The sequence below is a fragment of the Streptomyces sp. UNOC14_S4 genome (genome assembly GCF_020740835.1).
Taxonomy (GTDB): Bacteria; Actinomycetota; Actinomycetes; order Streptomycetales; family Streptomycetaceae; genus Streptomyces.
In genome coordinates, this window is sequence record NZ_JAINFC010000009.1 from 1 (window position 1) to 13,319 (window position 13,319).

General features: G+C 72.9%; 8 protein-coding genes. All 8 read left to right on the forward strand.

What is annotated here, in order from left to right; all coding sequences use genetic code 11:
• The first annotated feature begins 62 nt into the window (after window positions 1–62).
• The 8 genes from K6I34_RS01745 (at window position 63) to K6I34_RS01780 (ending at window position 13,315) form a co-directional block, all read left to right on the forward strand.
• Window positions 63–1,541 (forward strand): sugar transferase, encoded by a 1,479-nt coding sequence (locus K6I34_RS01745; RefSeq protein WP_229322185.1) that lies wholly within the window; start codon window positions 63–65, stop codon window positions 1,539–1,541.
• 73 nt (window positions 1,542–1,614) lie between these two features.
• Window positions 1,615–2,940: a nucleotide sugar dehydrogenase gene (locus tag K6I34_RS01750; RefSeq protein ID WP_229322186.1), complete on the forward strand. Its 1,326-nt coding sequence runs from the start codon at window positions 1,615–1,617 to the stop codon at window positions 2,938–2,940.
• Window positions 2,849–4,234, forward strand: a complete 1,386-nt coding sequence (locus tag K6I34_RS01755) for a glycosyltransferase family 4 protein (RefSeq protein WP_229322187.1) — start codon at window positions 2,849–2,851, stop codon at window positions 4,232–4,234. The genes K6I34_RS01750 and K6I34_RS01755 overlap by 92 nt, the downstream gene beginning before the upstream one ends.
• Window positions 4,231–5,631 (forward strand): Wzz/FepE/Etk N-terminal domain-containing protein, encoded by a 1,401-nt coding sequence (locus tag K6I34_RS01760; protein WP_229322188.1) that lies wholly within the window; start codon window positions 4,231–4,233, stop codon window positions 5,629–5,631. Before K6I34_RS01755 ends, K6I34_RS01760 begins: the two co-directional genes overlap by 4 nt.
• On the forward strand, window positions 5,628–7,193 hold the full coding sequence (locus K6I34_RS01765; RefSeq protein ID WP_229322189.1) for a Wzz/FepE/Etk N-terminal domain-containing protein: 1,566 nt from the start codon (window positions 5,628–5,630) through the stop codon (window positions 7,191–7,193). The genes K6I34_RS01760 and K6I34_RS01765 overlap by 4 nt, the downstream gene beginning before the upstream one ends.
• A gap of 3 nt (window positions 7,194–7,196) precedes the next feature.
• Entirely contained in the window at window positions 7,197–9,131 is a 1,935-nt protein-coding gene (asnB, locus tag K6I34_RS01770; protein ID WP_229322190.1) for an asparagine synthase (glutamine-hydrolyzing), read from the forward strand.
• A gap of 18 nt (window positions 9,132–9,149) precedes the next feature.
• Window positions 9,150–11,336, forward strand: coding sequence for a bi-domain-containing oxidoreductase (locus tag K6I34_RS01775; RefSeq protein ID WP_229322191.1), 2,187 nt, complete (start codon window positions 9,150–9,152; stop codon window positions 11,334–11,336).
• A complete protein-coding gene (locus tag K6I34_RS01780) occupies window positions 11,333–13,315 on the forward strand; it encodes an alginate lyase family protein (protein ID WP_229322192.1) in 1,983 nt (660 codons plus the stop codon). The genes K6I34_RS01775 and K6I34_RS01780 overlap by 4 nt, the downstream gene beginning before the upstream one ends.
• Window positions 13,316–13,319: the final 4 nt, after the last annotated feature.

Genomic DNA, 13,319 nt, shown 5'->3' on the forward strand with positions numbered 1-13,319 from the left:
CTCCCGGGGGGAGGAACGGTGTCAGGCAAACACGTCGTACCACAGGCGACCTGGGGGGTCCTGTGCGGCAGGGGGGATTAGTCAGCCCGTTTCCCTCGGCGCGAAGACGCCCGGGGAACGGGACCATCAGCCAGCTCGCGACCGACTGGGAGCAGCGGTACCGCCGGATCGTGATCACCAGCGATACCGTGGCCACCGCCTTCGTGGTGGCGGCGATCGGCGGATTCTTCGGGGTCCGGGACGCGGCCAACTGGCACGAGAAGTGGAGAATTCTCGCCTTCGGCACCGAACTGCTGGTGCTGGGAGCACTCGCGGTGAGCCGGTCGTGGGCTCCGGCCGTACTCGGCCAGGGCGCCGAGGAATTCCGCCGGCTCGGACGCTCACTGTTCATGGCGGCCGTCGTCCTGGCGCTCGGCGGGATCGCCCTCAGCTCGCGCAACATCAAACTCTGGATCTTCGTCGCGATCCCGGCGATCGCGCTCGTCACCATGACCGAGCGGTATGTGCTGCGTCTCTGGCTGCACAGGCAGCGGAAGGAAGGGCGGTGCCTGCGCCCGGTGCTCGCCGCCGGGAGCCCGGCCACCGTGCGCGACCTGATCGCCCGGACCCGCAAGTTCCCGCACCTCGGCTGGCGGGTGGAGGCGGTGTGCACGCCGCACGGTCTCGCGCTCGACGGTGACGAGCTGGACGGAGTGCCGGTCGTCGGCCGGCTGGTCGACGTCGCCGACCACGTCCGCCACGACGGCTACCGTGTCGTCGCGGTCACGCCGGACCCGCACTGGTCACCGGACCGGCTGCAGCGGCTGGCCTGGAATCTCGAAGGCAGCGATGCCGAGATGGTCGTGGCCCCGGTGCTGATGGAGGTGGCCGGCCCGCGGCTGCATGTCGACGCGGTGCTCGGGATTCCGCTGCTGCGGGTCAGCATGCCGACCTTCACCGGGGGCCGCCGGGTGATCAAAGAGGTCGTCGACCGGGTGGGCGCGGCGGTGCTGCTGATGCTGTTCGCGCCGCTGATGGTGCTGGTCGGACTGCTCGTGCTGGCGGACAGCCGGGGCGGGGCGCTCTACCGCCAGCGCAGGATCGGCAAGGACGGCCGCGAGTTCACCATCTTCAAGTTCCGCACCATGGTCGCCGGGGCCCACGGGGCACGTGCCGCGCTGACCGACCGCAACGAGGGCGCGGGCCTGCTGTTCAAGCTCCACCGGGATCCGCGGGTGACCCGGGTGGGGGCGGTGCTGCGCCGGTACTCGGTCGACGAGCTCCCGCAGCTTCTCAACGTGCTCACCGGCTCGATGTCGCTCGTCGGTCCGCGGCCCCCGTTGCCGGAGGAGTCCGCCGCGTACGACCCGGACATCCGGCGGCGGCTGCTGGTCAAGCCCGGGCTCACCGGCCTGTGGCAGATCAGCGGGCGCAGCGACCTGCCGTGGGAGGAGGCGGTCCGGCTCGACCTCCGGTACGTGGAGGACTGGTCGCTCGCCCTCGACACAGTGATTTTGTGGAAGACGCTGCGTGCGGTGCTTCAGGGGCAGGGGGCCTACTGATGCGCGAGGGGCGTCGTCCGGCCGACGTGCGGACGGCAGGCCACAAGGGCCTGCCCAGGGGGAGGAACGGGTCATGAGGATCAGCGTCCTGGGGCTCGGCTACGTGGGCTGCGTGTCGGCCGCGTGCCTGGCCGACCTGGGTCACGAGGTCATCGGAGTGGACGTGAACCAGGCGAAGGTCGACCTGGTCAACGACGGCAGGACCCCGGTGGTCGAGGAGCGGATCGGCGAGCTCATATCCGAGGTCGTGCGGACCGGGGCGTTACGCGCCACCGGCGACGTCCGCGAGGCGATCATGGGCAGCGAGGTGTCGCTGGTCTGCGTGGGTACGCCGTCGGAGCCCAACGGCAGCCTGTGCACTACGTACTTGGAACGGGTCGCCGAGCAGATCGGCGCCGCGGTGGCCGAGCGGGACGGGCAGGACGGGCGGCACACCGTCGTGTTCCGCAGCACCATGCTCCCGGGCACCTGCCTGAACCTGCTGGTACCGATCCTGGAGAAGCACACCGGCGGCACGGCCGGGGTGGACTTCGGGGTCGCCGTCAACCCGGAGTTCCTGCGCGAGGGCACCAGCGTGCGGGACTTCTTCGACCCGCCCAAGACCGTCGTCGGCGAGCTCGACCCGGCGAGCGGCGACGTGGTGGCGGCGCTCTACGAGGGCCTGCCCGGCGAGGTGTTCCGGGTGTCGGTCCCGACGGCCGAGGCGATCAAATACGCGGACAACGCGTTCCACGGCCTCAAGATCGGCTTCGCGAACGAGCTGGGCGCGGTGTGCCAGGCGCTCGGGGTGGACCCGCACCAGGTGATGGACGTGTTCCTGGCCGACCGCAAGCTGAACATCAGCCCCGCCTATCTGCGGCCCGGCTTCGCCTTCGGCGGCTCCTGCCTGCCCAAGGACCTGCGCAGCCTGGTCCACGCGGCGCGGCGGGCCGACGTCTCGGTGCCCATCCTCTCCCACGTACTGCCCTCCAACTCCGACCATCTGCAGCGCGCGGTGGATCTCGTCGAGCGCACCGGCAAGCGCCGGGCGGGCCTGTTCGGGCTGTCCTTCAAACCCGGCACCGACGACCTCCGCGAGAGCCCGCTCGTCGAGCTGGCGGAGAGACTTATCGGCAAGGGGTACGACCTGCGGATCCACGACGCCAACGTGAGCCTGTCCCGGCTGCTCGGCGCGAACCGCGAGTACATCGAGACCCGGCTGCCGCACATCGCGCAGCTGCTCGTGGACTCCGTCGGCGAGGTGCTCGAACACGCCGAGGTGTGCCTGGTCGGCACCAAGGATCCCGCTGTGCTGTCGGCGCTCCCCCATGGCGACGGAACGGTGCTCATCGACCTCGTCCGCATGCCCGACGCCGAGGCGCGCCGGACCGAACCGGGGTACGTGGGCCTTGTCTGGTAGCGCAGTTGGTGACGCAACCGGTGACGCGACCGGTGACACGACCCGCGGCGGCCGGCCGGGCCGCCGCGCGCTGGTCCTGGTGGAGAACCTGTCAGTGCCGTTCGACCGGCGGGTGTGGCAGGAGTGCACGACGCTGCGCGACGCGGGCTGGGAAGTGCACGTCATCTGCCCCCGGGGGCGTACGCGGGACACGGAGCCGGAGGCCGAGATCGACGGGGTGCGGATCCACCGCTACCCATTGCGCGCGGCCACCGGAGGCCCGGCCGGCTATCTGCGGGAGTACGGATCTGCGTTGTGGCACACGGCCCGGCTGGCCCGCACGGTCGGCCCGGTCGACGTCGTCCACGCCTGCAACCCGCCCGACCTGCTGTTCCTGCCCGCACTGTGGCTGAAGCGGCACGGCGCGCGGTTCGTCTTCGACCAGCACGACCTGGTGCCCGAGCTGTACCTCTCCCGGTTCGGCCGCGGCGAGGACCTGCTCTACCGCGCCGTGTGCGGACTGGAACGGCTGACCTACCGGGCCGCGGACGTCGTGCTCGCCACGAACGAGAGCTACCGGGACGTCGCGATACGCCGGGGCGGGCGGCGGCCGGAGGACGTCTTCGTGGTGCGCAGCGCGCCCCAGACCGACCGATTCCAACCAGTACCGCCGGAGCCGGAGTTGAAGCGCGGCAAGCCCCATCTGCTGTGCTACCTGGGCGTCATGGGGCCTCAGGACGGCGTCGACTACGCCCTGCGGGCCCTCGCGAAGCTGCGCGACGAGCTCGGGCGGACCGACTGGCACGCGGTGTTCGTCGGCGCGGGCGACGCCTTCGACGCGATGGTGGCGCTGTCCCGGCGGCTCGGGCTCTCCGAGCAGGTGCAGTTCACCGGGCGCGTCCCGGACGCCGATCTGGTGCGCTACCTGTCCACCGCGGACGTGTGCCTCTCCCCCGACCCGCGCAATCCGCTCAACGACGTGTCGACCATGAACAAGGTCCTGGAGTACATGGCGATGGGCCGGCCGATCGTCTCGTTCGACCTCCGGGAGGCGCGGGTCTCCGCCGGGGACGCCGCCGTCTACGCGCCCGCCAACGACGAGGCCGCATTCGCCCGGCTCGTCGCGCTGCTGCTGGACGATCCGGAGAAGCGGGCCCAAATGGGCAAGATCGGCCAGGAGCGGATCGGCGGACAGCTCTCCTGGCGGAACTCGCAGGAGTCGCTGCTCGCCGCCTACGCCGCCGCCTGCCGTGACCGCGCCCCGGTGCCGGCGGGCGGCGCCCCGGTCCGGCCCGGGAGGAGGCCGCGCCGTTGAGCGATGACACGATACGCCTGGTCACGATCGGGCGGATTCTCCACCGGCGTTGGCGGCTTCTCGTCGTCCTCACCGCGGTGGGCGCGCTCGTCGGCTACGGCGCCTCGGCACTGTTCCCGCCGCGCTTCACGGCGTCGGCGTCGGTCCTGCTGCCGGGGCAGTGGGAGGAGCGCGCGCTGCTGACCCAGGCGGAGATCGCGACCAGTTCGACGGTGGTCGACCGCGCGGCCGCCGCGCTCGGCTGGACGGGCGTCGGCGGCGGCGGCGCGCTGCGGGACCGGGTGAGCGCCAAGGCCGCCGACGGGAACATCATCAAGATCTCGGGTACGGCCGGCACTCCGGAGCGCGCGCAGCGGCTCTCCGACCAGGTGGCCCGGCAGTTCGTCACCTTCGCCGCACGGATCGCGGGCGACACCAGCGACCCCGACGCGACCACGGGGCCCGAGGCACTGCGGCAGAAGGTGGAGGAGACCAACCGCCGCATCACCGACCTGGCCAACGCGGCCGGTCCGGGGCAGAGCGTGGAGAGCGTGCAGGCCCGCACCGAACTGGAGAAGCTGCGCACCGCGCTGCAGGCGGCCATGAAGAAACTGGACCAGGCCGATCCGGCGGTCAACAAGGCCGGCATGGTCGTCATGGGACCGGCGGCCCGTCCGACCGGCGAGGCACCGCCGACGAGGACGCAGCTCGTCGTCGGCGGGGCGCTGCTGTTCTTCCTGCTCGCGGTCGTCGGTCATCTCGCCGCCGCGCGGGTGAATCGCCGGCTGCGCACCGAACCGGAGATCGCCGCGGCACTGGGTTCGACGCTGCTGGGCACCGTCGACGTACCCGATGAACGGCCCGCGCACCGGCCGGAAGGCCGTGGCCCGCGGGCCAGGGTCCGCCGGCTGCTGGGCGTCGACACCCGGTGGGACGTACCGGCCCCGCGGCTGTCCGGCGACGAGGCCGACAGGCGGCTCCGCTACCGGCGGGTGTGCGATCGCCTCCGGGAGCGGTTACCGGCCCCCCGGCGGCTGCTGGTTGTCGTACCGGACGGCGACGAGGTCGCCCGCCGGGCCGCCGGGCAGCTCGTCGCCGAGGCCAAGAGCGGTCCTTCCCCAAGCTCTTCGAGCAGGGGAGGCCCCATGCTGCGGGTGGTGGAGGTTTCGGTGTCCCGGCCGACGGTGCCGGCCCGCGACACCGGGTCCGGTGCCCTGGTCGTGATCGGCGTGGGCAGCCGGACCGCGGAGGAGCTCGCCGGCATCGCCGAGGCGTGTGCGGACGCGGGGCACGAGGTCGTCGGCACCGTCGTCGCCTGCACGGTCCGGGCCCGTCCGGCGCGGGCTGTCGGCCGTCCTCCGGACAGCGCCGCTCCGGCGCTCGCGGTGCGCGGCCACGCGACGGGGGGTTCTGTGTGACGAGCACGACTGCGGACGCGGAGTCGTCGGCCGCCGCTCCGCTGCTGGACCTGCAAGCGCTGGTGGTGGCGGTGCGCAGGCGCCGCCGCCTCTGGTGTTCCATGGCGCTGCTGGGGCTGCTGATCGGCGCGGTGGTGGCCGTCCTGCTGCCGCCACCGCCGACCGCGGTGACCAAGGTGCTGGTCGCGCATCAGGCGGACCAGCCGAACGACTCCGGAACGCTGATCCGCACCGACGTCGCGCTGCTGCAGACCACGCAGATCGCCGACAGGGCCCTGCGGTCCCTCAAGTCCTCGGAGAAACCGGAGGACTTCATGGGGGCCTACCGGGGTACCGGCCTGACCAACAACCTGCTGCAGATCGATGTGACGGGCGGCAGCGACGCGGAGGCGGTGGCCCGGGCCAAGGCGCTGGCCGACGCGTTCGTCGCGGACCATGTGGGACGGATGCGGGAGGCCGCGAAGGCCGAGGCGCAGGCCCTGCTCGACCAGCGGGACCGCATGCGGGACGAACTCGCCCAGGTCAACAAGGCGATCGGGGACCGGTCACCGGGCAGCGACCCGAAAGCGTCGGCGAGCATCGAGTCGCTCTTCGCCCGCCGGGCCGAACTCAACTCGCGGATCTCCGATTTCGACCAGCGCGCCGCGGACGCGCGCACCGGCACACCCAGACTCATCTCCGGCACGCAGATCGTGGACGCCCCGCGCGCGGTGCGGCACTCCCTGCCCAAGGCCGCGCTCACCGACGCCGCGATCGGGCTCGTCCTCGGACTCGTCCTCGGGCTCGCGGTGGCCGCGGTCGGCACGGTGGTGGCGGACCGCCCCGTGCTGCGCCGGGAGATCGCGGCGAACCTGGGCGCCTCGGTCATCGCGGAACTGCGCCACGTGCCCCGTCGGCAGGCCGGGCCGTGGCAGCGCCGACGGACCCGGGCGGCGCGCGAACGGCTCGCCACGACCCTGGCCCGCACCGTGCGCGGCTCCACGGAACCGGTGTCGCTGCTGGAGCTGGGCTGTGCGCACAGCACGAGCGTGATCGCCCTGGACCTCGCCGAGGCACTGGCACCGGACGGGCCGGTGGTGATCGTCGACGGTCTGCCCGGCCCGCAGCTCGCCGACCGCCGCCAGGAGCCGGGAGGCCCGGCCGTGGTCCGCCGCGAGCATGCCGCGGACGTGCCGCACGAGGAGTACCGGCTCGGCGTCGGCTCGGTCGCGCCCGGCGCGGCGTGGACCGGCCTCCCGTACCTCGGCGGCCAGACCGTGCTCGTCGTGCGGGCCGGGCACGGCAGCGCCGCTTGGCTGCACACCGTGGCGCGGCAGCTCGCGGACCTGAGCATTCCGGTGATCGGTGTGGTGCTGATCGACCCCGATCCGCGTGACCGGACCGACGGCACGCTGTGGGACGGGCTGCACACCGCGCTGCGCGGCCACAACGAACGGCTGGCCCGGCGGAACCATGGGGGTACCTCCCACGCCGTTCCCGCAGTGGGAGAGGACCGGCGGCGGACGGAACGGCTGCCGATGTGCGCAGCACGGGTCCGGGACAGCGACCAGGAGGCACGGTAGAACATGTGTGGCATCGCAGGCACGTACCGGTGGCCGGACGGGAAGGCCGTGACCGACCGGCTCACCGATACCCTCGCCCACCGCGGTCCGGACGGGGCGGGCCGGTACAGTCACCCCGCCGGTGACGGCGAAGTGCACCTCGGGCACCGCCGGCTGGCCATCATCGACCTGTCCGGGACCGGCGCCCAGCCGATGGTCTCGGGCGGCCTCGCCCTCACCTACAACGGCGAGCTGTACAACGCGCCCGAGCTGCGTGCCGAACTGGCCGCAGCCGGGGTGCGCTTCCGCGGCACCTCCGACACCGAGGTGCTGCTGGAGGCCTGGCGGCGCTGGGGCACGGACTGCCTGCCCCGGCTGCGCGGCATGTTCGCGTTCGCGGTCTTCGACGAGCGGACCGGTGAACTGGTGCTCGCCCGCGACCAGCTCGGCATCAAGCCGCTGTTCCTGCTCCGGCGCGGCACGGGCCTGGTGTTCGCCTCCGAGCTCAAGGCGCTCGCCGCCGTGACCGGCGGGTCGCTGGAGGTGGACCACGCGGCGCTGGTGGCCTCGCTGCTGTACTACTGGGTGCCGGACTCGCGCTGCGCGTTCCGCGAGGCGGAGAAGCTGCCGCCGGGGAGCTGGCTGCGGTGCCGGCCCGACGGGCGGGTGGAGCGCGGCCGGTTCTGGAACCTGAGGGACGTCGCCGCCGAGGGCCGGGAGCGGGCCCGGAGCGGCGAGCGGCCGGACCTGGCCGCCGTCGTCGAGGAGTCGACCCGGCGCCACATGCTCTCCGACGTGCCCGTGGCGACCTTCCTCTCCGGCGGTCTCGACTCCAGCTACCTGACCGCGCTGGCGGCCCGCCACCAGCCGGGGATCTCCGCTTACACGATCGGGTTCCGCGCCGAGGACGCAAGGTTCGAGGCGATGCCGGACGACCTGCGCTACGCCCGGCGGGTGGCCGGGCGGTTCGGCGTCGACCTGCACGAGATCGAGATCGCCCCGGACGTGCTCGACCTGCTGCCGCGGATGACGTACCACCTGGACGAGCCGATCGGCGACCCCGCCGCGATCAACACGTTCCTGATCTGCTCGGCCGCCCGGGAGGCCGGGGTCAAGGTGATGCTCTCGGGGATGGGCGCCGACGAGCTGTTCGCCGGTTACCGCAAGCACCTGGCCAACCTGCTCGCGCTGCGCTACCAGCGCGTCCCGCGGCCCCTGCGGCGCGGCCTGTCCGCGGCCGTGGACCGGCTGCCGGTCGCCACGGCCCGCCGGGGATACCGGTCGGTGCGCTTCGCGAAGCGGTTCCTGTCCTTCGCCGACCTGCCGGAGGAGACCGCGTTCCGGCGCAGCTACACCATGTACGACCAGGAGGAGCTGCTCGCCCTGGTCGATCCGGACCTGGCCGGGACGGTCGAGGACGTGCTGACCGAGCACGCGGACGTCTACCAGGACAACGATCTCGACGACTTCGTCAACCGCATGTGCCTGGGCGACGCCCGGATGTTCCTGCCGGGCCTGAACCTCGCCTACACGGACCGGTCGAGCATGGCCGCGTCGACCGAGGTGCGGGTGCCGTACGTGGACATCGAGGTGGTCAGGGCGGCGTTTACCGTGCCCGGTGATCGCAAGATCGTCGGACGGCAGGGCAAGGCCGTCCTCAAGGAGGCGGCGACCTCGGTCCTGCCCCGGGAGATCGTCTACCGGCCCAAGGGCCTGTTCAGCGCCCCGCTGCGCGCCTGGATGAGCCGGGATCTGGCACCGCTGGTGCGCGAGGTGGTGCACGACGGCGTACTCGTCAACTCCGGGCTCCTGCGCCGCGACGCGCTGGCGCGCATGGTCGCCGAGGACGCCGCCGGACAGCGGGACTTCTCCAAACATCTGTGGCATGTGCTGACCCTCGAGTACTGGTATCGCGACGCGACCTCTGGGTCCGGCCAGAGCACTCGGTTGACGGCTTAGGAATTCAGAGGAGTTCGGGTGAAACAGGTTGTGCAGAACTACAAGAGCGGCGAGCTGGCGGTGCTCGACGTGCCGGTGCCGGGGTGCAAGCCGGGCGGTGTGCTGGTCCGCAGCGCCTACTCGCTGATCTCCACCGGGACCGAGCTCATGAAGGTGTCCGAGGCCGGCATGTCGATGCTGGGCAAGGCCCGCTCCCGGCCGGACCAGGTGGCCAAGGTCATGCAGAGCGTGGCCACCAACGGGGTGCCCGCGACCTACCGCAAGGTGATGGGCAAGCTGGACTCCTACACGCCGCTGGGCTACTCGCTGTGCGGGGTGGTCGAGCAGGTCGGCGCCGGGATCGACGATGTGAAGGTCGGCGACCTCGTGGCCTGCGCCGGCAACGAGCACGCGCTGCACGCCGAGTTGAACTGGGTGCCGAAGAACCTCTACGCCCGGGTGCCGGAGGGCCTCGCGCCGCGGCACGCGGCCTTCGGCACCGTCGGGTCGATCGCCCTGCAGGGCGTGCGCCAGGGCGAGCCGCAGCTCGGCGAGGTGGCGCTGGTCATCGGCCTCGGGCTGATCGGGCAGCTGGTGGTGCAGCTCCTTTCCGCCGCGGGGGTCCGCGTGGTCGGGGCCGACCCCGACCCGGTGCGCTGCGAGCTCGCCGAGCGCCTGGGCGCCGTGGCCTGCGGCGATCCCGCGTCCGCGGCGGTGGAGGCCGCCGTCGCCGAACTCACCGACGGGCACGGCGTGGACCAGGTGTACCTGGCCGCCGGCGGCGGCAGCAACCAGCCCGTCGAGCTGGCCGCCCGGCTGAGCCGGGACCGCGGCCGGGTCGTCGACATCGGCAAGTGCCGCCTGGACCTGCCATGGAACGCGTACTACGAGAAGGAGCTCGACGTCCGGTTCTCCCGCAGTTACGGCCCCGGGCGCTACGACCCGGAGTACGAGCTGGAAGGGCGGGACTACCCGATCGGCCACGTGCGCTGGACCGAGCGCCGCAACCTGGCGTGCTTCCTCGACCTCGTCGCCCGCGGCCGCGTCGACGTGGAGCCCCTGGTCTCCCACATCGCCGACTTCGACGACGCCGTCGAGACGTACCGGCGGCTGAAGGACGGCGACCTGAAGGCCGTGGCCGTGCTGTTCCGCTATCCGGAGCAGGAGGTGGAAGCGGAGGCCCCGGTGATGGCCGTGCCCGCGGTGGCTGTGTCCACCAAAAGCACGCAGCGGAGTCCGGCCCGGGCCGCCAGGGGGCCGGTGCGGCTGGCGTTCGTCGGCGCGGGGAACTACGCGACGTCGATGCTGCTGCCGCACCTGGCGGAGCGCGACGGCGTCGCGCTGTCGGCAGTCGTCACCACGACGGCGCTGTCCGCGGCCAACGCGAAGCGGAAGTTCGGCTTCGCCGGGGCGACCACCGATCTCGACGCCGTGCTCGGCGATCCGGCCGTCGACGCGGTGTTCGTGGTCACCCGGCACAGCTCGCACGCCGAACTGACCCGAAGGGCACTGCTGGCCGGCAAGGCGGTGTTCGTGGAGAAGCCGTTGGCCCTCACCGAGGACGAGCTGGCCGGCGTGCTCGCGACGGTCGAGGAGTCCGGCAACGACCGGCTGCAGGTGGGCTTCAACCGCCGTTTCGCGCCACTGCTGCAGGAGGCCAGGAAGCGGTTCGGCGCCCGGACCGGTCCGGCGAACCTGCGCTACCTGGTCAACGCGGGCCGGCTCCAGCACGGCAGCTGGTACCTCCAGCAGGGCACCGAGGGCTCGCGGTTCGCCGGTGAGGGCGGGCACTTCATCGACACGGCGAGCTGGCTGCTCCAGGCCGACCCGGTCTCGGTGTACGCGGTCGCCTCGTCCGGCAACGAGGATCTGCAGGTCGTGCTGCGCTACCCGGACGGGTCCACCGCCACCATCAGCTACGTCACCACCGGCGCGCCCGGCTTCCCCAAGGAGACGCTGGACCTCGTCGCGGACGGCAAGGTGCTGCGGCTCGACGACTTCGTCCGTGCCTCGGTGTACGGCCCTGAGAAGTGGGTCAGTTCGCGGCTGCCCAAGGCCCGGGACAAGGGCCAGAACGCCGAACTGGCCGCGTTCGTCAAGGCGGTGCGGACCGGCGGGCCGATGCCGGTGCCGCTGGAGTCGCTGGTCGCCACCACGTCGGCCACCCTCGCCGTCCGGACCGCCCTGGCCGGCGGCGCGCCGGTGACGCTGGCGAGGGCACGATGAGCATGAGCGCGGGCTGGTACCTGCGGCGCCTGTCCCGGATGGGACCGCGGGAGGTCGGCGGCCGGGCGGGCGACGCGGTGCGCAGGCGGCGGTGGCGGTCGGCACCGCCGGACTGCCCGAGTGTGACCGGCGCCCGGTTCACCGCCGTCCTGCCCGCCGGGACGATCGCCGCGGTGCCACCGGACGCCGCGAAACGCCTCGTCGCCGAGGCGGACCGGCTGCTGGAAGGGCACGCCGAGTACTTCGGGGTGGGCCGCGACGACCTGGCCGACCCGGACTGGTGGTACGACCCGAAGACCGGGCGCCGGGCGCCGTGGGGCTACGCCTTCGACATGCCGTACCGGAACGAGGACGCGGTCGGGGACATCAAGCAGATCTGGGAGCTGTCCCGGCACCAGTACCTCACCGTGCTCGCCGCCGCCTACGCGATCACCGGGGACGAGCGGTACGCCGAGCGCGTGGCCGCGCACCTGCGGTCGTGGTGGGCGGCCAACCCTCCGCTGCGCGGCGTGCACTGGATCAGCGGCATCGAGCTGGGCATCAGGCTGCTGTCCTGGGTGTGGATCCGCCGGCTGCTCGACGGCTGGCCGGGCGCGGCCGGGCTGTTCGAGGACAACCCGGCCGCGCGGAACCAGATCTGGCACCACCAGCGCTGGCTGGCCGCCTTCCCCAGCCGGGGGTCCTCGGCGAACAACCACGTCATCGCCGAGGCAGCCGGGCAGTTCGCGGCGGCCTGCGCGTTCGGCTGGTTCCCCTCCTCGGCCCGTTGGCGGTCCGGCGCGCTCGCGTCGCTGGAGCGGCATCTGCGCGGCAACACCTTCCCCTCCGGCCTCAACCGCGAGCTGGCCACCGAGTATCACGGCCTCGTGCTGGAGCTCGGCCTGGCAGCGGTGGCCGAGGCGGATGCCGCCGGTGTGCCGGTCCCCGCGACCGTCCGGCTGGTGCTGCTGCGGATGACCGACGCGCTCGCGGCCGTCGTGGACAGCCGCCTGCGGCCACCGCGCCAGGGGGACGCGGACGACGGGCACGGTCTGGTCGTGGACGGCGCGGGCACCGACCGCTGGGCCTCGCTGCTGGCCACCGGGGACGCCGTGTTCGGCCGGCTCGCCTGGTGGCCGGAGGTGACCGGCACCGATGTGCGCACCCCGCTGCTGGCCGCGCTCATCCGGCCGTACGCGAGGCCGGCCAGCGCTGATGACCGCAGCGTACCGGCCGTGAGCCGCCCGGCACGCCGGCCGGGCCACTTCGCCGACGCGGGCATGACCATCCTGCGCGGCCCGCAGGAGACCGGCGAGATCTGGTGCCGCTGCGACGGCGGTCCGCACGGCTTCCTGTCCATCGCCGCGCACGCCCACGCGGACGCGCTGTCCGTGGAGGTCCGGCACGACGGGGTCGACGTGCTCGCCGACCCGGGGACGTTCTGCTACCACGGACAGCCCGAGTGGCGGCGGTACTTCCGGTCGACCCTCGGCCACAACACCCTGCAACTGGACGGCGAGGACCAGTCCGTCTCCGGCGGCCCGTTCCTGTGGATCCGGCATGCCCGCAGCCGCGTCCTGGTCGCGGACCCGTCCGGCGCGGGCGTGGCCCGCTGGATTGCCGAGCAGGACGGCTACCAGCCCTCCGTGCACCGCCGCCGGGTGGAACTGACCGCCGCGAGCCGGGAGCTGAGGGTGGTCGACGAGGTGCGCGGCCCGCGCCGGACCGTGCGCCTGGCGTTCCACCTCGGCCCGGCGATCGCCGCGGACCTGGTGGAGAACCGGGCGGTGCTCACCTGGACCCGGGACGGCGAGGACCGCTCCGCGGTGCTCGACCTGCCCGGACAGCTGCGCTGGCGGGCACACCGCGGCGAGACCGGCCCGCCCCTGGGCTGGTACTCCGCGGGCTTCGGACGCAAGGAACCCGCCACGACGCTGATCGGCACCGGTTCCGCCGACGGCGCGGAGGGATTCACCACCGTACTCAGGTTCCACGGCTAGGGAG